Annotated in this window: 26 protein-coding genes; 16 read left to right on the forward strand and 10 right to left on the reverse strand. The window is 37.0% G+C overall.

Annotated features, from left to right (window positions below):
- Window positions 1-39: 39 nt before the first annotated feature.
- From FHL06_RS06245 to FHL06_RS06255, 3 genes are all read left to right on the forward strand, one after another.
- Window positions 40-477, forward strand: coding sequence for a Fur family transcriptional regulator (locus FHL06_RS06245; protein WP_153385371.1), 438 nt, complete (start codon window positions 40-42; stop codon window positions 475-477).
- A 169-nt stretch (window positions 478-646) separates the two neighbouring features.
- Entirely contained in the window at window positions 647-1,030 is a 384-nt protein-coding gene (locus tag FHL06_RS06250; RefSeq protein WP_153385372.1) for a type II toxin-antitoxin system RelE/ParE family toxin, read from the forward strand.
- The gene (locus tag FHL06_RS06255; RefSeq protein ID WP_153385373.1) at window positions 1,020-1,298 is read left to right on the forward strand and encodes a helix-turn-helix domain-containing protein; all 279 of its coding nucleotides are present in this window, start codon (window positions 1,020-1,022) and stop codon (window positions 1,296-1,298) included. Before FHL06_RS06250 ends, FHL06_RS06255 begins: the two co-directional genes overlap by 11 nt.
- Before the next feature lie 231 nt (window positions 1,299-1,529).
- On the opposite strand, the gene FHL06_RS06260 is transcribed toward FHL06_RS06255, so the two are convergent.
- From FHL06_RS06260 to FHL06_RS06280, 5 genes are all read right to left on the reverse strand, one after another.
- Complete coding sequence (locus tag FHL06_RS06260) at window positions 1,530-2,327, reverse strand: metal ABC transporter permease (protein WP_153385374.1); 798 nt, start codon at window positions 2,325-2,327, stop codon at window positions 1,530-1,532.
- Between the two features lie 2 nt (window positions 2,328-2,329).
- Window positions 2,330-2,998 carry a metal ABC transporter ATP-binding protein gene (locus FHL06_RS06265; protein ID WP_153385375.1) on the reverse strand — a complete coding sequence of 223 codons (669 nt, stop codon included), beginning with the start codon at window positions 2,996-2,998 and terminating at the stop codon, window positions 2,330-2,332.
- Between the two features lie 5 nt (window positions 2,999-3,003).
- Window positions 3,004-3,909 (reverse strand): metal ABC transporter solute-binding protein, encoded by a 906-nt coding sequence (locus FHL06_RS06270; protein WP_153385376.1) that lies wholly within the window; start codon window positions 3,907-3,909, stop codon window positions 3,004-3,006.
- 127 nt (window positions 3,910-4,036) lie between these two features.
- The gene (locus FHL06_RS06275; RefSeq protein ID WP_162000149.1) at window positions 4,037-4,456 is read right to left on the reverse strand and encodes an arsenate reductase/protein-tyrosine-phosphatase family protein; all 420 of its coding nucleotides are present in this window, start codon (window positions 4,454-4,456) and stop codon (window positions 4,037-4,039) included.
- Window positions 4,456-4,914 carry a Fur family transcriptional regulator gene (locus tag FHL06_RS06280; RefSeq protein WP_153385377.1) on the reverse strand — a complete coding sequence of 153 codons (459 nt, stop codon included), beginning with the start codon at window positions 4,912-4,914 and terminating at the stop codon, window positions 4,456-4,458. Before FHL06_RS06280 ends, FHL06_RS06275 begins: the two co-directional genes overlap by 1 nt.
- 201 nt (window positions 4,915-5,115) lie before the next feature.
- Between FHL06_RS06280 and FHL06_RS06285 the strand changes: the two genes are divergently transcribed.
- Together FHL06_RS06285 and FHL06_RS06290 are read left to right on the forward strand one after the other, a co-directional pair.
- On the forward strand, window positions 5,116-5,805 hold the full coding sequence (locus tag FHL06_RS06285) for a VIT1/CCC1 transporter family protein (protein WP_153385378.1): 690 nt from the start codon (window positions 5,116-5,118) through the stop codon (window positions 5,803-5,805).
- 15 nt (window positions 5,806-5,820) lie between these two features.
- Window positions 5,821-6,522, forward strand: a complete 702-nt coding sequence (locus FHL06_RS06290) for a VIT1/CCC1 transporter family protein (protein WP_153385379.1) — start codon at window positions 5,821-5,823, stop codon at window positions 6,520-6,522.
- 290 nt (window positions 6,523-6,812) lie between these two features.
- Here the strand turns inward: FHL06_RS06290 and FHL06_RS06295 are convergent, their stop codons facing one another.
- Both FHL06_RS06295 and FHL06_RS06300 read right to left on the reverse strand, forming a co-directional pair.
- On the reverse strand, window positions 6,813-7,376 hold the full coding sequence (locus FHL06_RS06295) for a sugar O-acetyltransferase (RefSeq protein ID WP_153385380.1): 564 nt from the start codon (window positions 7,374-7,376) through the stop codon (window positions 6,813-6,815).
- A 61-nt stretch (window positions 7,377-7,437) separates the two neighbouring features.
- Complete coding sequence (locus FHL06_RS06300) at window positions 7,438-8,277, reverse strand: oxidoreductase (protein ID WP_153385381.1); 840 nt, start codon at window positions 8,275-8,277, stop codon at window positions 7,438-7,440.
- Between the two features lie 98 nt (window positions 8,278-8,375).
- Here FHL06_RS06300 and FHL06_RS06305 point away from each other — a divergent pair, with 98 nt between their 5' ends.
- Together FHL06_RS06305 and FHL06_RS06310 are read left to right on the forward strand one after the other, a co-directional pair.
- Window positions 8,376-8,885: a MerR family transcriptional regulator gene (locus FHL06_RS06305; protein WP_153385382.1), complete on the forward strand. Its 510-nt coding sequence runs from the start codon at window positions 8,376-8,378 to the stop codon at window positions 8,883-8,885.
- A gap of 162 nt (window positions 8,886-9,047) precedes the next feature.
- On the forward strand, window positions 9,048-10,325 hold the full coding sequence (locus FHL06_RS06310) for an L-cysteine desulfidase family protein (protein ID WP_153385383.1): 1,278 nt from the start codon (window positions 9,048-9,050) through the stop codon (window positions 10,323-10,325).
- Between the two features lie 252 nt (window positions 10,326-10,577).
- Here FHL06_RS06310 and FHL06_RS06315 read toward each other — a convergent pair whose 3' ends face one another.
- Window positions 10,578-10,847, reverse strand: coding sequence for a metal-sensing transcriptional repressor (locus FHL06_RS06315; protein ID WP_153385384.1), 270 nt, complete (start codon window positions 10,845-10,847; stop codon window positions 10,578-10,580).
- Between the two features lie 166 nt (window positions 10,848-11,013).
- Here FHL06_RS06315 and FHL06_RS06320 point away from each other — a divergent pair, with 166 nt between their 5' ends.
- The gene (locus tag FHL06_RS06320) at window positions 11,014-11,337 is read left to right on the forward strand and encodes a thioredoxin family protein (RefSeq protein ID WP_153385385.1); all 324 of its coding nucleotides are present in this window, start codon (window positions 11,014-11,016) and stop codon (window positions 11,335-11,337) included.
- A 112-nt stretch (window positions 11,338-11,449) separates the two neighbouring features.
- Complete coding sequence (locus tag FHL06_RS06325) at window positions 11,450-11,719, forward strand: hypothetical protein (protein ID WP_153385386.1); 270 nt, start codon at window positions 11,450-11,452, stop codon at window positions 11,717-11,719.
- 38 nt (window positions 11,720-11,757) lie between these two features.
- On the opposite strand, the gene FHL06_RS06330 is transcribed toward FHL06_RS06325, so the two are convergent.
- On the reverse strand, window positions 11,758-12,246 hold the full coding sequence (locus FHL06_RS06330) for an isochorismatase family protein (protein WP_153385387.1): 489 nt from the start codon (window positions 12,244-12,246) through the stop codon (window positions 11,758-11,760).
- Between the two features lie 152 nt (window positions 12,247-12,398).
- Between FHL06_RS06330 and FHL06_RS06335 the strand changes: the two genes are divergently transcribed.
- On the forward strand, window positions 12,399-13,421 hold the full coding sequence (locus FHL06_RS06335; protein WP_153385388.1) for an LCP family protein: 1,023 nt from the start codon (window positions 12,399-12,401) through the stop codon (window positions 13,419-13,421).
- 50 nt (window positions 13,422-13,471) lie between these two features.
- Here the strand turns inward: FHL06_RS06335 and FHL06_RS06340 are convergent, their stop codons facing one another.
- A complete protein-coding gene (locus tag FHL06_RS06340) occupies window positions 13,472-14,191 on the reverse strand; it encodes a GntR family transcriptional regulator (RefSeq protein ID WP_153385389.1) in 720 nt (239 codons plus the stop codon).
- Between the two features lie 174 nt (window positions 14,192-14,365).
- Here FHL06_RS06340 and FHL06_RS06345 point away from each other — a divergent pair, with 174 nt between their 5' ends.
- The 6 genes from FHL06_RS06345 to FHL06_RS06370 all read left to right on the forward strand — a co-directional run bounded on the left by FHL06_RS06345 (window position 14,366) and on the right by FHL06_RS06370 (window position 21,507).
- Entirely contained in the window at window positions 14,366-15,748 is a 1,383-nt protein-coding gene (locus FHL06_RS06345) for a glycoside hydrolase family 1 protein (RefSeq protein WP_153385390.1), read from the forward strand.
- A gap of 27 nt (window positions 15,749-15,775) precedes the next feature.
- Window positions 15,776-17,116: a PTS sugar transporter subunit IIC gene (locus FHL06_RS06350; protein WP_153385391.1), complete on the forward strand. Its 1,341-nt coding sequence runs from the start codon at window positions 15,776-15,778 to the stop codon at window positions 17,114-17,116.
- A 2-nt stretch (window positions 17,117-17,118) separates the two neighbouring features.
- Window positions 17,119-17,298 (forward strand): hypothetical protein, encoded by a 180-nt coding sequence (locus FHL06_RS06355; RefSeq protein ID WP_153385392.1) that lies wholly within the window; start codon window positions 17,119-17,121, stop codon window positions 17,296-17,298.
- A 459-nt stretch (window positions 17,299-17,757) separates the two neighbouring features.
- Window positions 17,758-19,671: an OPT/YSL family transporter gene (locus FHL06_RS06360; RefSeq protein ID WP_153385393.1), complete on the forward strand. Its 1,914-nt coding sequence runs from the start codon at window positions 17,758-17,760 to the stop codon at window positions 19,669-19,671.
- Window positions 19,672-19,683: 12 nt separating this feature from the next.
- A complete protein-coding gene (locus tag FHL06_RS06365) occupies window positions 19,684-20,043 on the forward strand; it encodes a PqqD family peptide modification chaperone (RefSeq protein WP_153385394.1) in 360 nt (119 codons plus the stop codon).
- Window positions 20,044-20,079: 36 nt separating this feature from the next.
- Window positions 20,080-21,507, forward strand: coding sequence for a C69 family dipeptidase (locus tag FHL06_RS06370; RefSeq protein ID WP_153385395.1), 1,428 nt, complete (start codon window positions 20,080-20,082; stop codon window positions 21,505-21,507).
- Window positions 21,508-21,839 lie beyond the last annotated feature (332 nt).

Raw genomic sequence — 21,839 nt, forward strand, 5'->3', positions numbered from 1 at the left:
TACTAATTATGGTACACTACAAATGATTAGAAAAAAGGAATGAGACTCGTGGAAAAAGCAATAGAAATTCTCAAAAAAAATAATTATAAAGTAACTAAACAACGGACAGATTTGTTGGATTACTTAGGCAAATTTACCGTTCAATACGTTTCCATCAATGATATCGTCAATTATATGCGCAAACTTTACCCAGGGATGAGCAATAACACCATCTATCGAAATCTCAAAGAGTTCTCTGAAATCGGTTTGGTCGAGTATCAAGAAAAAGATCATACGCTAGTTAAATATCAGTGTGATTTCAGACACCGTCATCACCACCATTTCGTTTGTAAAAATTGTGGCAAGGTAACTGAACTTAAGGCTTGTCCAATGGAGTTCTTCACTGATCAATTGCCAGGATATACAGTTGAGGGTCACGCAATTGAGGTTTATGGTTTATGCCCAGAATGCACGAAGAAATTAGCTGTCGAAAATTAATAAGCAATTTAAAAAGTTCCAAGTCGAATTCAATTTTGACTTGGAACTTTTTTTTGGATTATCTATTCTTGAAATTCTTGACATAAAGAGAATGGGGGGACACTAAAATATAGGATTGTAAATAAGCCTTAACATGTGTCTTTAATAGCATATATGCTATAATAACTATATGAAAAAATATAAGTTGAAATTTGAAGAATATATACGTCCAGATGGCAAAAATGAAGTTAGAGAATTTTATGGTAGTTTACCACTAAAAGATTTAGCTAAGTTAAAGGCAACAATATACAATATCGAAGAACATGGTCTCTATATTTCCGAAAGGATGGAATGGGTTAAAAAGATTGATAATGACTTATATGAAGTGAGATCAAAACTTGGAAGTAATATTCAAAGAGTCTTATATTTTCATATTATTAACAATAAATACATGCTTACCAATGGATTTACTAAAAAAACAGGAAAAACACCGCCTCGAGTTATTGAACATGCTAAATTGCTGAGGAGAGAATATAAAGAGATTGTCGAAAGAGAGAATATTAATGAAAAATAATATTAGTTTTGATTCAGAATTAAAAAAAGATTTAAAGAATCCAGAATTTAAAAAAGAATTTGATAAATATAATGATCAAATGAATAGTGCTGTTGCATTGTTGACAGCAAGAGAAGAGCTCGGTTGGACTCAAAGTGAACTTGCTCAAAAAGCTCATATGCCACAATCAACGATAGCTCGAATTGAAACTGGTCATAATATTAGTGTAGATAAACTATCAATACTCGCATCAGTAATGGGCAAAAAATTAAAAATTAGTATTTCTTAAGTTGAGATAGACCTTCCTAATTGTTGTGATTCAGAGGGAGGTTTTTTATTTCTTCAAATATTAATTAAAAAGAGTTTGAGATATAACTATTTCTGCTCCTAAACTTGAAACGCGGAACATAATATAGCTTTTTGTGCTTAAAACAAATGTCTCCTAGTAATAAAGTTCAATTACCAGGAGACATTTTACTTAATGTTTTAAAACTGACCATGTTATGACCAGCCTTCTTTATTAATGATTGAGTTTCCAATTCTTATAAGTCAAACCTAAGAAGTAGGCGATAACTTCAAAGGCTGAAATGAAGAAAGTAACGGGCCAATTAGTGATGAAGGCTAGATAAAGTCCTAACCAAACGCCTGCTAAAGATAATCCAACTGACACCATAATGAGTTTTGGAATCGAGTGAACTAAATATTTTGCTGTGGCACCGGGAAGTGTTAGTAAAACGAAGACTAACAAAGAACCAACGATTTGGGCACCGATACTGACGCTCAAAGCTAAAGTTACTAAAAAGGCAATCGAAAGCAAACGCGTTTTTAATCCTGAAGCTTGAGCCCCGATGTGGTCGAAGGAATCAAAAGTTAATGGTTTGTAAAAAATTACGAAAATAAAAATTACAAACAAAGCTAAAATCAATAATTGTTGAACTTCTTTAGCACTGATACCGACGATGCTTCCAAAGAGAATGTTTGTTGCATAACTGCTTGATTCAGAAGAAAGCGATAGGAAAAGAATCCCTAAACCAATGAAGAGTGAAGAAATGGCACTGATTGAGGCCTCTCTTCTGGAAGATTCGCTACTTAGACTTCCGACCGCGACTGAACTGACTAAAGTGAACAGAATCATTCCAGCTAAAGGAGAGATGCCCACTAAAATACCAAACGATGCTCCCGCAAAGCCAATTTCTGAAAGAGTGTGCGATAAAAAGGACATATTTCTAGAAACAACGAAGACGCCGACGATACCGGCTGTAATTGCGATAAAGGTACTAGCAATGAAGGCTTGACGCATAAATTCATATTCAAACATTTTTAAGCCTCCATCCCAAACATGTCTTCTGAAATATCTTGAGCTGAAATTTCAGTCAATGTTTTATTTTTAAATAACAAAGCTCGTTTAGTATACTTTTTAGTTAAATCATAATCGTGGCTGATGAAAATAACTGTTAAATGATATTTTCGATTTAACTCTTGAACTAGGTCCATCAGCTGTAACTTCACTTCTACGTCAAGGCTGGCTGTTGACTCGTCGAGAATTAAAACTTTGGGGTCATTTAAAAGTGCTTGGGCTAAATAAGCTTTTTGTTTCTCGCCACCAGAAGCTAAACCTAAAGGACGATTCTTTAAGTTAGTCAAACCAGTTTTTTCTAAGATTGTCTTGATCATTTCATTGCCATTTTTTCTTTTAGCAGGACTGAGCGTAAATTTTAGATTGAGACGAATAAATTGTTCAATATCTAAAGGATAGTCTAAGTCGATGTTGCGAAATTGGGGGACGTAGCCAATCGTTTGTTTGGAATCGATTAATAATTCGCCACTTGATTTCTTTTCCAGTCCCATGAGGATTTTAACTAGCGTTGTTTTACCAGAACCATTTGGTCCAATTAAACTGATGAATTCGCCATCGTTGATTTGAAAATTTAAGTCATGAAAAACTAATTGATTACCAAATCGTTTAGTTAAGTTTTGTGCTCTAATCAATTTGTTCACTCTCTTTGTAAAATTTTAGATAATTGTTGATATTGCGATAACATCCATTCTTGATAAGTTTTGTCTTTAGGCAAAGTTTCAGTCACTTTGAGAACGGGGATGTTATTTTTCTTTGCCATTTTTACTAAGTTATTAACAAGTTTGCTGTCAGTTTGACTGTTGAGAACGAAGAAGGCAATTTTTTTGTCTTTGATGCCTTGATGCATTTTTTTGATTTCAGACGGTGTTGGATCAGTACCATTTTCAACTGCCTTTTCAAAACTCTTGTTAGTGACTTTGAAGCCTAAAGCAGAAATTGAATAGTCAAAAACAGGTTCACTGACATAAACATTTTTGTTAGGCAATTTTTCTGACAGTTGCTTGAGTTTAGTTAATTCGTTTTGCACAGGCTTTAACGAGTTGATATATTTTTGAGCGTTCTTTTCATAATATTGTTTATTCTTAGGATCTTTCTTGGCTAATTTTTTAGCTAAGAGGCGCGTATATTTAGGCATAGTTTGAGGATTGTACCAAATATGAGGATTGTCGCCAGTTTTTTTGTGCATGACGTCTTCACCTATTTTAATGAAGGAATCATCAGATTTTTTGTTCAATTTGTTCATCCAAGAATCATAACCTAAACCGTTAGCAACCGTGATGTCAGCTTTACTAACTTTTTTAGCAGTATCAGTCGTTGGTTCGTAGTCGTGAGGGTCGATAGCGGGGTTGTTGATCAATGAAGTAACAGTTCCCTTATTACCGACGACTTTTTTAGCAGCTTCGCCATAAAAATCGGTTGTGGTGATGATGTTTAGCTTCTGTGAAGAACTTGAAACTTTTTTGTTAGAGCAGCCTGATAAAAATGCTAAAAACAGACTGCAGATAAGAATGATTCCAAAAAGTATTCGGTACTTTTTAAACATAGATTTTTCTCCCTTAATAATAAAAATTACTATTTAATCTTAATGTAAGTTCATCAAAATGTAAATGATAAAATTTATCATTTGAATAAAAACAAAAAAAGAACCACAGAGAACTCTGTGATTCTGACTAAAGTTGCTTCTTTAAATAATCGGCTAATTTAGAAACGTCTTGTTTGATTTCATCGCGAGCTTCAATAAAAGCTTTGGCAATTTCTTCTTCGCTGCCAGAAGCTAGTGCAGGGTCGTTTATAGGCCAATGCAACCAGCGAGCGTGTTGAGGAATAATGCATTTATCACGTGCTTCGCCACAAAGAGTAATAACAATTGTAGCTTCTTGCATAAACTTTTCATCGATTACTTGTGATTTTTGATCTGAAATATCGATTCCATCATCTGACATAGCTTGAACAGCTCTTTGATTGAGTCCATCAGCTCTGATTCCGGCACTTCTGACGTCCCAATCAGGTAGGAAACTTTTAGCATAGCCCTCAGCCATTTGGCTACGGCAGGCATTGCCACTACAAATAAAGTAGATAGTTTTTTTCACTAATTTTTAATTCCTAATTTGATTTGACATTCAGGGCAGAGACCATAAACTTCCATATGATTGCCGGAAATCATATATCCAGATAGTTCAGCAGTCTTTTCTTCAAAGTTTTTTTCGGTATCGCCAAAACCGGGATACGTAACATCGACAATACGTCCACAGTTCGTGCAAATAGCGTGATAGTGGGGAGTACCAAAGTAATCATAGTGGGTACTGCCGTCACCGTTTTGAAGTTCAACGACTAAATGATGGTCAACAAAGGTGTTTAAGGTATTATAAATCGTAGATGAACCGACGTTAGGTAGTTCTTTGCCCACATCGTCGCGGATTGTCTCAACTGTTGGATGATTATGATGGCTAACTAAGTAGGCCAAAATAATGTGGCGTTGTGGCGTGACTCTTAATTTGTGTTCTTTCAAGACCTGTAACGTTTCTTCCATTACGGCATTACTAGCCATGAGCAATCTTCCTTTCTATCTAAGAATCATTACAGCTTGATTATATTACTAAATATATGATAATTCCAAGAAAAGAAGACTTTTCTGCTGAAATCGCTTTTATGTCACTAATTGTTTACTTTTCAGAAAGCCTGCGTTATTATGTACTCGTTAGCAGATGAGAACCATTCCAATCTGAGATACAATTAAGGAGTGAGCTAAATGCCTAAAGAAAAAAAGAAACAAAGTTTAGCTGAAAAGATCAATGTTATGCGTGCCAGTGTCATGGGCGCTAATGATGGAATCATTTCAGTTGCCGGAATTGTTATCGGTGTTGCTGGAGCCCAAAGCAACAGTCACGCTATCTTCTTGTCAGGGATTGCCGGAATGTTAGCCGGTACTATCTCAATGGCAATGGGCGAGTGGGTCTCTGTAAGTACCCAACGTGATAGTGAAAAGCGTGCGATTGAAAAAGAATCAGCCGCTTTAGATGGGCATTATGAAGAAGAATTCAATTCGATTCGTGATAAATATCAAAGTACTGGGATTTCCAATGAATTAGCAACTCAAGCCACTACCGAAATGTTAAGCGATGATCCGATAGATGTTGCTGTTCGTGAAAAATATGGTTTTAATCCTAAAGAGCAGACTAGTGCTATCTCAGCTGCGTTGGCATCAATGATATCATTCCCAACCGGTTCGATTTTGCCATTGGTCTCAATCACGATGTTTCCCGAAAATATCAGAATGATTGCGACTGTCATCGCCGTTATCATCGCTTTAGTAATTACCGGATACGCTGCCGCAACCCTTGGCGGAGCTAAACGAGGCAAAGCTGTTATTAGAAACGTTGTCTCCGGACTTTTAACAATGTTCGTAACCTTTGCAATTGGTTCGCTATTTGCACACTAGTAGGGAGGAAGAAAAATGAAATCAGTGACTATGACTAAACCTAAAAAACAAAAGAAAACTATGGCCGAACGTTCCAATACTCTCCGTGCTGGTGTTCTAGGATCAAACGATGGTATCTTGACCGTTGTCGGTGTCTTGTTCTCAGTCGCCGTAGCAACGACCAACACCTTCACTATCTTTATTGCCGGATTATCTGACTTGCTAGCTTGTGCCTTTTCAATGGCTTCAGGTGAATATGCTTCAGTAAGTTCGCAAAAAGATACAGAAAGAGCCGCTATCGAAAAAGAACGCGACCTAATTAAAACTAATTATCAAGATGAATTAGAAGTAGTAGCAGCCTATTACGTCGACCGTGGCGTTAAGCAAGTTACTGCCGATAAAATTGCGAAAGAATTAATGGAAAAAGATGCCTTAGGAACCGTTGTCCGAGTTAAGTATGACCTACAATTAGGACATTACATGAGCCCCTGGGATGCAGCCTTTTCATCACTAGTATCAGCCTCAGCAGGTGGAATCTTTCCGTTAGTAGCCATGACCCTATTGCCAGCCTCAATCAAATGGCCCGGCACAATATTAGCCGTAACCCTATCAGTTGCCTTGACAGGATATTTAAGTGCTAAGTTAGGTGATGGATTAGTCAAGACAGCGATGGTAAGAAATATTATCGTTGGATTGATTACTATGGCTATTCACTATTCAGTTGGATTGATGTTGTAGAACAGAGAGCGCAACAAGCCCGGGAGCTACCGAGGATTAAGACAATTTCACAAATTGCTCGCGCACTTTGCGAGTGATTCGTGAAATAGGCTTAACCGGAAGTAGCTGGCTTGTGGAGCTCGTTTCCACTATATAGCCAGAACCAATGGTTATACAGCAAATAACCGTATGTTATTAAAGTTAAAAACATCCCCAAAGAAAAAATTATCATCATCAAAACCAAAAAAGAAGCTGAACCCCATTAAGAGTTCAGCTTCTTTTAATGTATCTAAACACAATTATACTTTTAGTTATTGTTCAATCTTTTTAATAACTTTAGCTGGAACGCCACCAACCAAAACGTTATCAGGAATATCCTTAGTTACAACAGCACCAGCAGCAATAACCGCACCATTGCCAATAGTAACTCCAGGACAAATTGTACAGTGGCCGCCAATCCAAACATCATTACCAATGTTAACAACTTTACCAATTCCAAGTCGCTGTTTGCGACCTTTAGCAGTCAATGGATGATTAACAGTATAAATATCAGTGTTTGGACCAATCCAAACATTGTCGCCAATATTAACTGGTGCAATATCTAAAATAGTTAAGTTATAGTTAGATAAAAAATTGTCACCTATATGAATATTTTTACCATAATCTACATTTAATCGACTATGAACAATCAAGTTTTTACCAGCCGAACCAAAAATTTCACGAGCTTTAGCCTCTTGCTTATCCGGTTGATTTTCTGGAATAGCATTAAAATCTCGACATAAAGTTGCGGAGTTAATCTTTCTATTAGCAACTTCTTGGTCAGTTAATTTATACCATTCACCATCTTCAAGCTTTTGTAATTCACTCTTAGCCATTTATATCTCTCCTATTTTACGGATATTGAAACCATTTGTATTTCCATAATCAATTCTAACCTTATTCCGGCTGATCTGCTGACAATGAAATTTTACGTAAGTCTTTAAATTCTTTCAAAAGTTCTTCGTACTTTTTAATCGCAAGGTTTGAAGAAGTTTTACCCAAAGGTAGATGCATAGGTAGATTGTCAAAGTTATTTACAACTTGATCAATGATAATTTCAGCAGCTTTTTGTGGATCACCAGGTTCATGGTGTGCACCAGTTGCATTTTGATTAATAAATTCAACAAATTGTTCATAGTCTTCATGAGTTGGTAGAGTTTTATGTGAAGAACGTCCCGCCCAGTCAGTACGGAATCCACTGGGTTCTACTAGCATAGTTTTGATACCAAGACCTTCGACCTCTTTGCGGATTGAATCAGTGATTCCCTCAACAGCATATTTTGTTCCATGATAGAAAGAAAGTGTTGGGAATGAATAAAGTCCGCCAATGGATGAAAAGTTTACAATTGCTCCCGATTTTTGTTTGCGCATGATTGGAAGCACTTGACGAGTCATATCGACTAGCCCCCAAACATTAACGTCAAACATATATTTAGCCTCATCAATTGCTGATTCCTCAAAAGTACCAAAATAGCCTATTCCGGCATTGTTTACTAAGACATCAATTTGTTTAAAATGGTCCATCGCTGAATTAACTGCATCAATAACTTGACTATGATTAGTTACATCGAGAATAACTTTAATGATTTGACCATGATCATATTGATCCAAATAATCTAATTGACCTGGCTTTCTTGAAGTAGCGACTAAATTAACATTCTTTTGTTGTGCTAATTTAATTGCTAATTGTTTTCCAAAACCAGTATGCGTACCGGTTACTAACCATGTTTTATTCATTTTAATAAATTCCTTCCTAATTAAATAATTATTTCTTAATTACGTGTGCTACAATACTGCTTAAACCATGGTTTAAGTCAAGAAAGGATTGAAATATTTTGCGATATTTAATTGGCGATGTTGCTAAAAAATTGAATTTACCAACGTCTACTTTAAGATTTTATGATAAAAATGGATTATTGCCATTTGTTGATTGTGATCAAGCTGGTCGACGTTCATTTAAAGATAATGACCTTAATTTTTTAGAAGTAATTGATTGTATGAAAAAATGTGGAATGACTATTAAAGAGATTCGCCATTTCATTAATCTTTGTATGAAAGGTGATATTACTCTTCAGGAAAGATATGATTTACTTAATAACGAAGAAAAATCAGTAAAGAATCAAATTGAAAATTTACAAGATCAATTAGACTTTTTACATTATAAAATGTGGTACTTTAAAACTTCATTGCAGGCTGGTACTGAGGAAGTTCATATGGTCGATACAGATGAGGGTGAAAGGGTAAATCCCGATATTCATGAACAATATCAAGCGGCTCTATCAAAGTGTCAAGATATTAAAGAATTAATTGAATATCAAGAGCAGTATCAATCAGAATATAAATAAATTGATGCTAAGTTTTAATTATTTCACTACCTAAGAGACGGGTAGTGATTTTTTGTTTAGTCTTATGAGTTAAAAATCAACATTCCCAAATCTCCCAACAATTGTTATACTGAAAGCGATTACAAAAATAAACAAAAGTAATTAGACTGCGAGGTTTTAACAATGAAGCGAGAATTTGAAAAGTTTATTGAAGCACTGCACGAAGGAGTAGTACCAGCAACTGGTTGTACTGAACCGGTAGCCGTAGCATATGGAGCGGCCGTCTGTGCAAAATATCTGCCATCTAAAAAAGTAGATAAAATCGACGTGCATGTTTCTTTAAATATCATGAAAAATGCAATGGCCGTCATGGTTCCAGGAACTAAAGAGCCAGGCCTGCAAATTGCCGCTTCAGCTGGTGCTCTAGTTGGTAACCCCAATGCCAAGTTAAAAGTTATTTCTAAGATAAAAAATAGTGACCTGCCAGAAATCAAAACCTTAGCACATTCGGGAAAAGTCAAAGTTAGCTTAGCTAAAGTTGATGATGATTTGTATGTTGATGTGACAGTTGTCAGTGGTAAAGATAGCGTGACAGTTTATATTGCCGATGACCACACGAATATTTTTAAAATAGTTAAAAATGACCAAATATTATATGAAAAAGATCGTCCTAAGCCTCATGCTAAATCAGCTTTGAAACTTTACATGCAGACGCAAAAATTCGAAAATATCTGGGATTTTGCAATGGAAATTCCACTAGAAAAAATTGCCTTCATGAAAAAATCCGCTGATTTAAACGTGGCTTTGTCAAAAGAAGGCTTGACGAATTCATATGGGATGAACTTAGGCCGCTCATTAGTTGAAGATTCTGGGAAAGCTACTTTGGAAAATCAAATTTTGACTTATACCGTTGCTGCTTCAGATGCTCGAATGGGTGGTGCAACTTTACCAGCAATGTCCAATTCTGGTTCTGGAAATCAAGGGATTTCAGCGACAGTTCCCGTTTGGGTCGTGGCTAAAGAAAATAATTCTTCTGAGGAAAAATTGATTCGGGCTTTAACTTTATCGCATCTGACGGCAATTTACATTCACGCTTTTTTGCCAGTGCTTTCAGCCTTTTGCGCGGCAGATTCAGCTGCTATGGGTGCAAGCGTTGGTGCTTGTTATTTGTTAGGCGGTGACTTTGAAACTGCTTCTATGTCAATCAAGAATATGGCAGGAGATTCGGTAGGGATGGTCTGCGATGGGGCAGGCTGTTCTTGTGCAATGAAAGTTGCTAGCTCGGTTTCTTCGATGTATCGTGGGATGAAATTGGCTATGAAGGGGATTGTTGTTCCTAGTAGCAATGGATTGGTTTGCAACGATGTTGATGAGACTATTCGGGGGATTGGTGAACTGGGTAGTCAGGGGTTGAAGGAGACTGATCCGGTTATTTTGGATATTATGATGAATAAGAGTTGAGATTTATTGTATAAAAATAGCGGTGGTAACCTCTTTAGGGTTGCTGCCGCTTGTTTTTACTGTTTAAATTATATATTTATATAACCATGCGTTATTTTGTTAATAACCACTGGTTTTAGTTTTATAGTGGAAACGAGCTACACAGGGGCAACCCATTCCGGTTAAGCCTATTTCACGAATCGCTCGCAAGGTGCGCGAGCAATTTGTGAAATTGTCTTAATCCTCGTGGGCTGAGCGCCCCTGCTCCGCTCTCTATTTTGTTTTCAACATCAAATCCAATGACTTCTGCAATTCTTCCAATTGTTTTTCATCATGACAATTTGAGTTCTTCCTAATATTTTGGGCGATCACTAACTTCATCGCTTTATCAACGCTTGATTTAACTGCTGATAATTGCATTAAAACGTCGGTACAGGGTTTTTCTTCGTCCATCATTCTTAATACGGCGTCTAATTGGCCGCGGGATCTTTTTAGACGACTGACGATTTTTTTGCTTGCGATTTCTTCTTGTGTTTGTGCCATAATTAACCTCCCAATTTGATTTGTTGTTACAATTATACCCATATGGGTAACGGGTAGCAAATAATTGCTTTATTTTTCCACAGGGTCCTATAAAATCAAAATAGTTGCGTCATTTTACCCTAGGGGGTATATTATCAGTATAAAGATATGAGAAGGAGATTGAATGATGGCTAATATTACAGAATTATCTGATAAGACATTCAATGACGAGACAAAAGAGGGACTTGTAATCACTGATTTTAATGCTGATTGGTGTCCTCCATGTAAAATGATGAACCCAATTCTGGAGAAGCTATCTTCAAAAGATGAGTTAGGGGATAAGATTAAGTTCACTTCTATGAACGTTGATCACAACCCTGATACTCCTAATAATTTCGGTATTCAAGGAATCCCAACATTTATCGTTAAAAAAGACGGCAATGTTGTCGGACGTCTCGTTGGTTACCAACCAGAAGCTAAGTTCCGCATGGCTTTAGAGAAGTTTATGTAAAAAATTATTTTTGGCGTGAATCTGCAAAATAAGATTCACGCTTTTTTTCTGCTCAAAAGGTGTTAATATGGTTCATGGAAACGGTTACATTAAGATGAAAGGGTGCGTGATGATGATAAATTTACCAGTGACGAGTAAATTTTTTAGATGGGACGACGGTGAGATAATCACAATCGATTTCGACCGGTCAGTCGACTTCAATCCTAACGACTATCCAGAGCTAACCGAGATTGGACATTGGATTATTTCAGATGACTTATCCAAATTCTATTTAGTTCATAAAGACCGAGCAGAATTTCCTGACAGAGTAATCAATCAAATTTTAGGCGATTTGAATTTGAATGGTTACGAACTGATTCACAGTGGAGCAACTTATGCATAACGAGTCAAAAAAGCCGAATTGAGCGGCTTTTTTACTTTTTATTGGAACTCAACAAAACGCTTGCTCCAAAGTTCTTCAAAAAATGAAATCGTATCTTCAGCTGTTAAATAATCGTTGTCAAAAGTTGTCGTCATATCGTGCTCCATTAAAATCTTGTAACCTAATCCATGTGCCATGACGATAGTGGCATTACAGGTATATTCTGTCTGTGCACCACAAATTTCAAGGGTCCGAATACTATTTTGCATCAACAGTTCATTCAAATTCGTTTTAAAGAAGGCATTGTCGTGAGATTTTTCTACGATTAGGTCTTCTTTTTGTTTGTCCAATTCTTTGGGGAACTTCCATAGATCACTGTCATGAACAACGTTTTGATCATGATGTTGTACAAAAATAATTGGTAAATTAGCTTGTCGATATAAAGTAATACGGTCATTAACTTTTTTGAGCAATCCTTTAAAGTCATAACTATATTGAAGTGCTTTTTGAAAATCGAGAACAATCAGTGCTTGTGCTAATTTTGACATGAGCTCACTTCCTTAAATTTTTCCTAAAGCGAGCGTAACATTGCTATTTATTATATGAAAGCGATATTATGGCAAAATGTCTCTTTTTGAAATTTGCCGATATAGAAGGGTGTGATTTATAATGAAGTTTACTAAAATATAAGGAAAACAATATGAAAAAATTAAAAATTATTTCTATATTATTCGGAGCAGTTGTTTTAGTGGCTTTAGCAATTGGTGGAGTTTTTGTTTATAAAACCCAACAATCGCTAAATTCATTGAATACAGCTAACTCCAGTGTTTCCAAGAAAATCAATCAGGGTAAGCCTTTTTCAATTCTTTTATTGGGGGCCGATACAGGAACTGATGGCCGAGTCGATCGAGGGAATTCTGATACGATGATGCTTTTGACCTTGAATCCAGCTAAGAAAAAGACTGTTGCCTATTCGATTCCTCGTGATGCTCTAGCTGAAATGGTCGGAGATAAGGAAAAGAATGTTCAAAAAATCAATGCTGCTTATAATATTGGTTTGGCAACGATGGCTAAAAAGACAGTGGGCAGTTTCTTAGGCGTTCCAGTTGATTATCATGTAGCCATCAATATGAAAGCCTTAGAAAAAACAGTTGACTTCGTCGGTGGCGTGACTGTCAAGAGTGATCTCAATGTGTCATTTGATGGGATAACGATTCCTAAAGGAACGCATCACTTAAATGGCAAACAAGCTTTAACTTATGCACGGATGAGGTATCAAGACCCACGTGGAGATTATGGTCGTCAAATTCGTCAGCAACAAATTTTAAAGGCGGTCGTCAAAAAACTTGAGCAGCCTAAGTATCTTGCTAAATTGCCTGATTTGATTAAATCGTTAGGTTCAGATATCAATACTGATTTAACGACTAGTCAAATCGACCAGATTATTTTGAAGTATCATAATGCTTCTAAATCGATGAGCTTCAATCAGCTGCAAGGACAGACGGCTTGGATCAATCAAAGTTCGTATCAAGTTTTGCCTACGCAAACGCTCCAACAGGCTTCAGATAAGTTACGTGCTAATTTAGGACTTGATTCAGCTACATTAGACAACACGGAAACCAAATTGAATGCGAAAAATAAATCGTTCTTCAATGATGAAGATAATACTGATTATAAGACTTATGGATTAGATAAGACTTATTACAGCAACAATACATATTAAAAATACTCCATAACATTTAGATGAAGAATCTAAGTGTTGTGGAGTATTTTTTATAATGTGACATCAGCGATTATTTGACTGTGCTCATAAGGGAAATGCGATTCAGAAATTTCAAATGGTTGACCATCATCAAGATAGCTTAATTGATTGATGACTAAAACGGGTTCGCCAATTTCTTTTGCAATGCCAGTTTTAATGTCATCTTGATCAGCTTTTTTGGCACTGACCACTCGATGAGAGCCCTCAATGCTTAGGCCTTCGCTTTGTAAATGTCCATAAATCGATTTTTTCAAAATATCGTCGGTTAAGGTCGTGATAGAAGTGGGCATGATAGTGTGCTCATAAGCAAAAACTTCTTTGTTGACGTAACGGACTCTTCGAATCACATAAACTGGTTCGGTGTCTGGAATCAATAGTTGTTCAGCTTCTTTTTTAGTAGGGATGCGGGCTGATAATTCAACGATTTTACTGGTAACTTTTTTGCCCTCATTGGTTCTGGTAGCTCCCAAAGGTTTGTCGATTGGGGAAACAACTCCAAATTCGCTTTTATCGATTTTATAATCTTTGCGAACAAAAGTACCAGCACCACGCTTTGAGTAAACCATCCCTTCAACGACTAGCTGTTGAATAGCTTTGTGGACAGTAATGCGGGTAGTACCGAAATTTCGAGCCATTTGATTTTGATCTGGCATCAGCTCCCCAGGCGCATATTTGCCAGTCTTTATTTGCTGGCGTAATTTGTCAGCGACCTCTTTATATTTATATGCCATAATTGTTCTCTTTTTTCTCGATAGTTTTTCCTACTAAGTTTAGCATTTTTATTAGTCTTTTTCTGCCCTTAAATAAAAGTATATACTTTTTATAAAATAAGTATTTACATAGGTCGAAAGCGATGTATAATGAAAGCGTATTCAAAAGATAAATAAACGAAAGGACGGTGTAATATGACGGAAGAATTACCAGAGGATTTTGCTTGGGGCAACTCGAGTTCCAGCATGCAAACTGAAGGTGCTTTTGATATCGGAGGAAAAGGCAAGTCGGTTTACGATGTCAGACCCGCCACAAAGGATGCGTCAGATTGGCATGATGCTATTGATGAATATCATCGTTACAACGAAGATTTCGATTTGATGGCAAAAGAAGGGATGAATTTCTATCGTTTCCAAATATCATGGAGTCGCGTTAATCCAATGGGTGATGGGGATTTCAATGAGGAAGGAATCAAGTTTTATGACAAGCTGATTACTGCGTTACTAAAACGTGGCATCACGCCAATGATTTGCCTGTATCACTTCGATATGCCACTGCACTTAGCAGAAGAATATAACGGCTTTTTATCACGTCATGTGGTGGACGCTTTTGTTCGTTACGGAATTGAAATGGTTAAGCGTTTTGGTGACCGAGTCAAGTATTGGATTACTTTTAACGAACGAAACCTCTATCACACTAGCGGCGCATTTAGGATTGCTGGTTATTTGAAGGGTGATAAAACAATTGATGAATTGTATCAAATCAGTCATCACGTTATGTTGGCTCATGCTGGCGTTGTTAACTATATTCACGAACAAACTGATTGCAAGACTGGGGGGATGTTAGCTTATAGCGAAGTGTATCCAGCTTCTCCAAAGCCCAAAGATATCTTATACGCTCGTCAAATCAATGAATTTTTGAATCGCGACTTGTTGGATGTCTTTGTCTTTGGACGTTATTCAAAGGAAGTTTTGACCTTTGTTAAAAACCATCAGATTGATATGGATTATCAGTTGAATGATGATGAGGCGCTTGTAAAAGTGACGTCAGATTTTATTGCATTTAGCTATTATAGGAGCGATACGATTAGTTCAGATCTTGTTCCAGAAGGAACTATTCCTAATTATTACCTTGATAAGGGCGTAAAAAAGAATCCATATCTGAAATCATCGGAATTTGGTTGGCAAATCGATCCCTTAGGATTTAGAGATATTTTAACTAAGGTTTACAACGAGTACGGTGTCCCAATGTTTCCAATTGAAAATGGAATTGGTTTACGTGAAGAATTCGATGGTAGTGAGATTCAAGACGATGAGCGCATTGAATACCATCGTGAGCATATTCAAGCTATGAAAGATGCTATTTTTGAGGATGGCGTCGAAGTTATCGGTTATTTAGGATGGGGCCTAATTGATATCCCAAGTTCCAGCGGCAATATGGACAAGCACTATGGAACGGTTTATGTCAACCGAACTAACCATGACTTGAAAGATATGAAACGTGTTCCAAAGAAGAGCTATTGGTGGTTGCAACACGTTATTAAAACTAATGGCTCAGATTTATCAGATTTAAAGTAGTAAAAAAATATTCTGGGGGCGAATTTTATGGCTAGTGAATCAACATCAGAAAAACTAGAACATGATTCTTTCTTAGATAAATTCACTAAGGTTTCTGTCACAGTTGGTAATTGGGTTTATCTAAGATCGTTACGTGATGCTTTCGCTGTTATCTTGCCAGTCTTTATTATCGCTGGTTTAGGTACATTGCTTAATAACACGGTTTTCGTTTGGTTATTCAAGGGTGCTACTTTAGCAAAAGTTCAAGTTTTTGGTAATGCCATATCAAATGGTACTTTGAACGTTGCCGGTGTCTTAGTTGCACCTATGATTGGCTTCATGTTGGCTCGTAATAAAGGATTCAATAATCCGATTGCGGCTTCTGCCATGTCTTTGGCATGTCTATTCATCATGATGCCTGGTTCTATTTCTTTAGCTGGTATGAACGGTAAGACCATGCACACTGTTACTGGTGGTATGAGTTATCTAAATACTGGTACACAAGGTATGTTCGGTGGTATCATCGTCGGACTTGTGGCTACGGCTATTTTTATCAAATTAGCTGGTATCAAAAAATTACAGATTAATTTAGGTGAAAATGTTCCACCTGCAGTTAGTCAATCATTCAGCGTTTTGATTCCTGCTTTGATTTTGATGTCAATCTTTGCTTTGATTGCTGCATTATTAGCTGGTTTGTTCAACGCCGATTTGATCAATTTAATCAAGGATTGGATTCAAGAACCACTTCGTGGATTTAACACAAGTATTGTTGGCTTTTGTGTCATTTACTTCTGTGCTAACTTCCTCTTTACTTTGGGTATTCACCAAACAGTTATTTCAGGTTCTTTGATGGATCCACTGGTATTGATCAATATGAACCAAAATATGTTAGCTTATGCTCACCATGCACAAATTCCTAACATCATCACTACTTCTTTCGTATCAAACTACGTTTTAGTTGGTGGTTCTGGTTCAACAATTTCTTTAATTATCGCTATTCTTCTCTTCAGTAAAGTTAAAGCTGGTAGAGATGTTGCTAAACTATCGTTGGCACCTGGTATTTTCAATATCAACGAACCTATGATTTTTGGTTATCCTATCGTCTTCAACTTACCATTGATGATTCCATTCGTATTATTCCCAGTTATTGGTGCTTTGATGGGATACTACGCAACGCTTCTAGGTTGGGTATCAAGAACAGTCGTCTTAGTACCATGGACAACGCCGCCTTTGATTGGTCCATATCTATCGACAGCCGGTGATTGGCGGGCCGTTATCCTACAAGTCATTATCCTAGCAATTGGTGTTTTCTTATATCTTCCATTTATGAAGATCAGTGAACGTGTTGCTGCAAAGCAAGCTGAAATGAATTTGGACCCTAAGGCTTAATTATGAAAGTTTGGTTCAGTTATCTCGCCATTGCTGGTTTGATTCTTTTAGGATTATTTGACCTAGTAAATTTTGGGTTGAGCATCACAACCGTAAGCACCTTTGCAATTGCAATCCTCTTTATTATTTCTTTGTACAATTCATTGCAAAATAAAAAGATGCAGAGTAAAAAAATTAAATAATAAAAATGGCAAAATTCTATATAGAATTTTGCCATTTTTTGATACTTAATTAAAAAATGAGTTTTAATCAATAAAAAATAATTTTTGAGAGTAAAAGAGTAAAACTTTGAACTAAATATTTAGTAAAAATCGATGACGTTTGTAAATTATCTCACAAGTTTTAAGAAATTGATTGGAATTACTAATTAGATTAGAAAGCTCTTAATGATTGATATAAAGGCAATCTGTTATACTATTCAAAGACAGGTGTTTACGGTAATTAAACAAAAATGATATTTTAAGGAAATTAGTCGAAATAATGTGACAAAGGTCACAAAAAGATATTGTTTTTAATTATTGCAACCGTTAACATTGGAATTGGAATGAAAAAGAGAAAAGGAGGGCGTAATTTCTAAAGAATTTTAATTTATTCGATTAAATTAATGCTTACTTTTTAAGTATAAGTAGGAGGCATTTTGTATGAAAAAGAGCCTGTCTAAGTCAGCATATGGAGGAATTTCTGGGGAGAAATACGTTCCATATGTGACTGATAAAGATAATCATGGTGGCAACTCGATTATTATGATTATGGGTGCCATCTTGGCAGTGATTTTCGCCGCATCGACTGCTTATTCAGGGATGAAAGCTGGATTGACAGTTGCTGCAGGGATACCAGGATCAATTATTGGTTCAGGATTAGTTGCTGCTTTTGCAAAAAAGAAGGGAATCCTCGGCAAGAACCTTCTCCAAGGGATGTCCAGTGGTGGTGAATCAATTGCCAGTGGAATGATTTACGTCTTGCCCGCCATTATTGTTATCGGTGGTCGAATCAATTTCATTGCTGGGGTTTTAGTTGGGGCCTTGGCTGTACTCTTTGCGATTGGAACGTCTTCATTAGTTCAAAATTATTTAGTCGTCGAAGAGCATGGAAAATTGGTCTACCCTGAATCAATGGCCATTTCAGAAGCTTTAGTAGCGTCCGAAGCCGGAGGGGATTCCTTGAAATTTATGGGAATCGGCTTTGGTATCGGTGGAGTCTTGACTCTGTTCACGACCCAAGTGTTCGGTTGGATTAACAGTACCATCACCTATGTTGGTAATTCGTTTTATCGCTGGAAGATGTCGACTGAAGTTAATCCAATGTTAGCCGGAATCGGATTCGTTGTTGGTTTAGATGTTGCTTTGACAATGTTTGCTGGTTCAGTGCTATCGAATTTTGGTATCACGCCACTGATTGCTAACTTTACCCAAATGGCTGGCAATCATGCTAAGGATTGGAACGATGTCAGTGTTGCCGTCAATCAAATGGGCGTCGACCAAGTCGCAGGATCATATTCGAAATATATTGGTGCTGGTATGATGCTTTGCGGTGGAATTGTTGGTGCCGTTAAGTTGATTCCAGTTATCATTACTTCAATCAAGAAGACTTTAAATGCTAGAAATGGCAACAATGATGATCGTAATCTCTTAGGAATTTGGTCATTATTGATTGCTGTTATTGCAATTTTTGTCGTAGGTTTCTTTATCTCTGGTAACATTGCCATGGCAATCGTTGGTGGAATCCTTTCAATTATCTTGGCCTTGTTATTCGTTATCGTATCTGCCAGATTAGCTGGTACTATTGGGTGTTCCAATGCGCCTGTATCTGGTATGACTATTGCTTCTTTAGTTATTATGACTTTAGTCTTCGTCATCTTTGGCTGGACTAGCAATGCTAATAATCAAATTCTATTATTATTTGGAGTCTTCATCGTTACAGCCATCTCTGTTGGTGGTGCCTACATGCAGACTCAAAAAGTAAATTACGTTATCGGTGGCAATAAAAATGAAATGATGAAGTATTTCATGATTGCCGCTATGATCGGTGTCATTATCGTGGTCGGAATGACTGTAATTCTCGAACCACAATTGAAGATTACCGGTTCAAATCCACCATTTGGTATGCCACAAGCTAACTTGATTGCAACATTGACAACCGGAATCATGTCAGGAAATCTTCCTTGGATTATGATTATTATCGGTGTCGTTATTGCGGTCGTTTGTTGGATGCTGGGACTATCAATTATGACTGTCGCTTTAGGATTTTATCTACCAATCTCGACTACTTCAATTATTTTAGTCGGTGCTTTGATTAAAATGTTGATTGAAAAAATTACTAAAGATAAACAATTACAAGATAAAAGAGTTCAAAGCGGTATCAGTCTTTCATCAGGATTAATCGCCGGAGGTTCAATCATTGGACTCATCGGAATAATCTTGCACGTAACCAACGTATTAGGCGACAAGACGCCAACAGGATTTGCTGGCAGCAACGCCGTTGGTTTAATATTACTGGCAGTTTTAATCGTTTCAATTATTCTACCTTTGGTCAATATTAAAAAAGAAGCCAAGTAGGAGGTAAGTTAAATGGCAAAGCGTCGTCCTAAATTAACTGAAGAAGATTTAAAGCACATGGTATTTAAGAAGAACCCTGAAGTAACTTATCAAAGAAAAGCAGGCATCATTACCATTGTGAGAAAACAAGATCATCCCATTCAAAAATTTTTCCGGAAATTACACGTTCACATTCCTGAAAAATCTTATTTAGAGATGGATGAATATGGAAGCTACGTCTTCACCAAGGTTAATGGACATCGAAATGCTTATGAGATTGGCAAGGAACTAGCCGAAAAGTTTCCTGACACCGATAAGTATCGCTATACCAGATTGATACTTTTCTTACAACAAATAGAAGACGTTGACCATTTAATTGAACGAGTTTCATAATGAAATAAGAATAAAAATTTACTGGGGGATTTAAAAATGACAGATCGCATCGAATTATCAGCATGTACATCAATCATGGTAGGTAAAAAGGCCTCAATGGATGGAGCAACTTACATCTCCAGAAATGAAGACCGTTTGAATGCTATTTATAGAAAAAGAATTATCGTTCAACCTGCTGTTTCAGGCCGTAAAGAAACTTATGTTTCACCATATAATAAGATGACAGCACCTTATCCAGAAAGTGGCTATCGTTATACATCAACGCTTGACGCTGACCAAAGTACTGGACCAAACGAAGAGGATGGCTTTAACGAAAAAAATGTTGGTGTCAGTGCTACCGAAAGTGTTTATGCCAATGAAAAAGTTTTAGCCTTTGATCCATATGTTAAAAATGGTTTAGCTGAAGATTCCTTAGCAACCTTAGTCTTGCCATACATCGATTCCGCTCGCGATGGAGTAAAGTATTTAGGTAAGTTAGTTGCTAAATATGGTTCAGCCGAAGGAAATGGCTTGCAATTCAACGACAAAGACGAAGTTTGGTACATGGAAGTAGTTACTGGACACCAATGGGTAGCCGTACGTATTCCAGATGACAGCTATGCCGTAGCTGCTAATCAAGTTGCCATTCAAGACATTGACTTCAACGACCCCGAAAACTTCATGTGGGCTGATGGCATCCAAGACTTCGTAGAAAAGCATGACTTGAACCCAGACTTCGACCGTTGGGACTTCAGACATATCTTTGGCACAGATACTGAAAAAGACCACCACTACAACACGCCACGTGTTTGGTTTGCACAACGCTATTTGAACCCATCGATTGAACAAGACCCAGAATCAGCTGAATTGCCATTTATCAGAAAAGCTGAAAAGAAAATTTCAGTTGAGGATATTCAATACCTATTGAAGTCACACTACAATGAAACAAAGTATGACCCACTAGGAAACGGCAGCGAGCACGACAAGAAAACATATCGTTCAATCTCACTATCAAGAACAGCCAACTCACACATCTTGCAAATGAGAGACTCAGACAAGAATGGAGCTGCCGGAGTAGAATGGACAGGCTTTGGAATCCCAAGCTTCTGCCCACAAGTACCATTCTTTACAAACGCCAACGACATCGACGAATCATACAGCTATACACCAGAAAAGATGGACCTAAAGAGCGCCTATTGGTTATATGAAGCCTTAGCAATGGTAGTAGAATCACACTACAAAGAATTCGTAGAACCAAACCTAGACTATCAAAAAGCCTTATCAGAATGGGCCAGAAGAAAAATCGATGCAGTCGACCAAAAAGCAGTGAAAATGGAAGGTAAAGAATTAACAGAATACCTAACAGAGCAAAATCATGAAATAGTTAAACATTATAATGAAGAAACAAAGAAACACCTAGCAGATTTGGTAACACAAGGAACGGAGCTGTCCAAGTTGACATTTAAGATGGATCCAAATCTCTAGAGAGTGAAACAGGGGCGCCCAGCTCACGAGGACTAAGACAATTTCACGAAGTGCTCGCGCATTTTGCGAGCAGTTTGGGAAATAGGCTTAGCCGCAATGAGTTGCCCCTGTGTAACTCGTTTCCACTATGCTGCAAAGAAGCGAATCAGTTTAGAGCTATTAAAAATTCAAAATTCCAAAGCAAATTTCCGTTAATAAGCAAAAAATCAGGAATTTTAGACATAATAAGACTTGATAACTTCAAAACGCTTCACCAAAAATCAGCAAAACGAAACGAATCTCCAACCAAAAAATACCAAACCAAACCAAAAAAAACACCCAATCCCAAAAAA

The organism is Companilactobacillus halodurans (assembly GCF_009600985.1).
Lineage (GTDB): Bacteria > Bacillota > Bacilli > Lactobacillales > Lactobacillaceae > Companilactobacillus > Companilactobacillus halodurans.

Excerpts from the sequence above, each read along its gene's own strand:
- FHL06_RS06245 (WP_153385371.1), top strand. The coding sequence starts at position 40 with ATGAGACTCGTGGAAAAAGCAATAGAAATTCTCAAAAAAAATAATTAT.
- FHL06_RS06250 (WP_153385372.1), top strand. The coding sequence starts at position 647 with ATGAAAAAATATAAGTTGAAATTTGAAGAATATATACGTCCAGATGGC.
- FHL06_RS06255 (WP_153385373.1), top strand. The coding sequence starts at position 1,020 with ATGAAAAATAATATTAGTTTTGATTCAGAATTAAAAAAAGATTTAAAG.
- FHL06_RS06260 (WP_153385374.1), bottom strand. The coding sequence starts at position 2,327 with ATGTTTGAATATGAATTTATGCGTCAAGCCTTCATTGCTAGTACCTTT.
- FHL06_RS06270 (WP_153385376.1), bottom strand. The coding sequence starts at position 3,909 with ATGTTTAAAAAGTACCGAATACTTTTTGGAATCATTCTTATCTGCAGT.
- FHL06_RS06280 (WP_153385377.1), bottom strand. The coding sequence starts at position 4,914 with ATGGCTAGTAATGCCGTAATGGAAGAAACGTTACAGGTCTTGAAAGAA.
- FHL06_RS06285 (WP_153385378.1), top strand. The coding sequence starts at position 5,116 with ATGCCTAAAGAAAAAAAGAAACAAAGTTTAGCTGAAAAGATCAATGTT.
- FHL06_RS06290 (WP_153385379.1), top strand. The coding sequence starts at position 5,821 with ATGAAATCAGTGACTATGACTAAACCTAAAAAACAAAAGAAAACTATG.
- FHL06_RS06295 (WP_153385380.1), bottom strand. The coding sequence starts at position 7,376 with ATGGCTAAGAGTGAATTACAAAAGCTTGAAGATGGTGAATGGTATAAA.
- FHL06_RS06300 (WP_153385381.1), bottom strand. The coding sequence starts at position 8,277 with ATGAATAAAACATGGTTAGTAACCGGTACGCATACTGGTTTTGGAAAA.
- FHL06_RS06310 (WP_153385383.1), top strand. The coding sequence starts at position 9,048 with ATGAAGCGAGAATTTGAAAAGTTTATTGAAGCACTGCACGAAGGAGTA.
- FHL06_RS06315 (WP_153385384.1), bottom strand. The coding sequence starts at position 10,847 with ATGGCACAAACACAAGAAGAAATCGCAAGCAAAAAAATCGTCAGTCGT.
- FHL06_RS06320 (WP_153385385.1), top strand. The coding sequence starts at position 11,014 with ATGGCTAATATTACAGAATTATCTGATAAGACATTCAATGACGAGACA.
- FHL06_RS06325 (WP_153385386.1), top strand. The coding sequence starts at position 11,450 with ATGATAAATTTACCAGTGACGAGTAAATTTTTTAGATGGGACGACGGT.
- FHL06_RS06330 (WP_153385387.1), bottom strand. The coding sequence starts at position 12,246 with ATGTCAAAATTAGCACAAGCACTGATTGTTCTCGATTTTCAAAAAGCA.
- FHL06_RS06335 (WP_153385388.1), top strand. The coding sequence starts at position 12,399 with ATGAAAAAATTAAAAATTATTTCTATATTATTCGGAGCAGTTGTTTTA.
- FHL06_RS06340 (WP_153385389.1), bottom strand. The coding sequence starts at position 14,191 with ATGGCATATAAATATAAAGAGGTCGCTGACAAATTACGCCAGCAAATA.
- FHL06_RS06345 (WP_153385390.1), top strand. The coding sequence starts at position 14,366 with ATGACGGAAGAATTACCAGAGGATTTTGCTTGGGGCAACTCGAGTTCC.
- FHL06_RS06350 (WP_153385391.1), top strand. The coding sequence starts at position 15,776 with ATGGCTAGTGAATCAACATCAGAAAAACTAGAACATGATTCTTTCTTA.
- FHL06_RS06355 (WP_153385392.1), top strand. The coding sequence starts at position 17,119 with ATGAAAGTTTGGTTCAGTTATCTCGCCATTGCTGGTTTGATTCTTTTA.
- FHL06_RS06360 (WP_153385393.1), top strand. The coding sequence starts at position 17,758 with ATGAAAAAGAGCCTGTCTAAGTCAGCATATGGAGGAATTTCTGGGGAG.
- FHL06_RS06365 (WP_153385394.1), top strand. The coding sequence starts at position 19,684 with ATGGCAAAGCGTCGTCCTAAATTAACTGAAGAAGATTTAAAGCACATG.
- FHL06_RS06370 (WP_153385395.1), top strand. The coding sequence starts at position 20,080 with ATGACAGATCGCATCGAATTATCAGCATGTACATCAATCATGGTAGGT.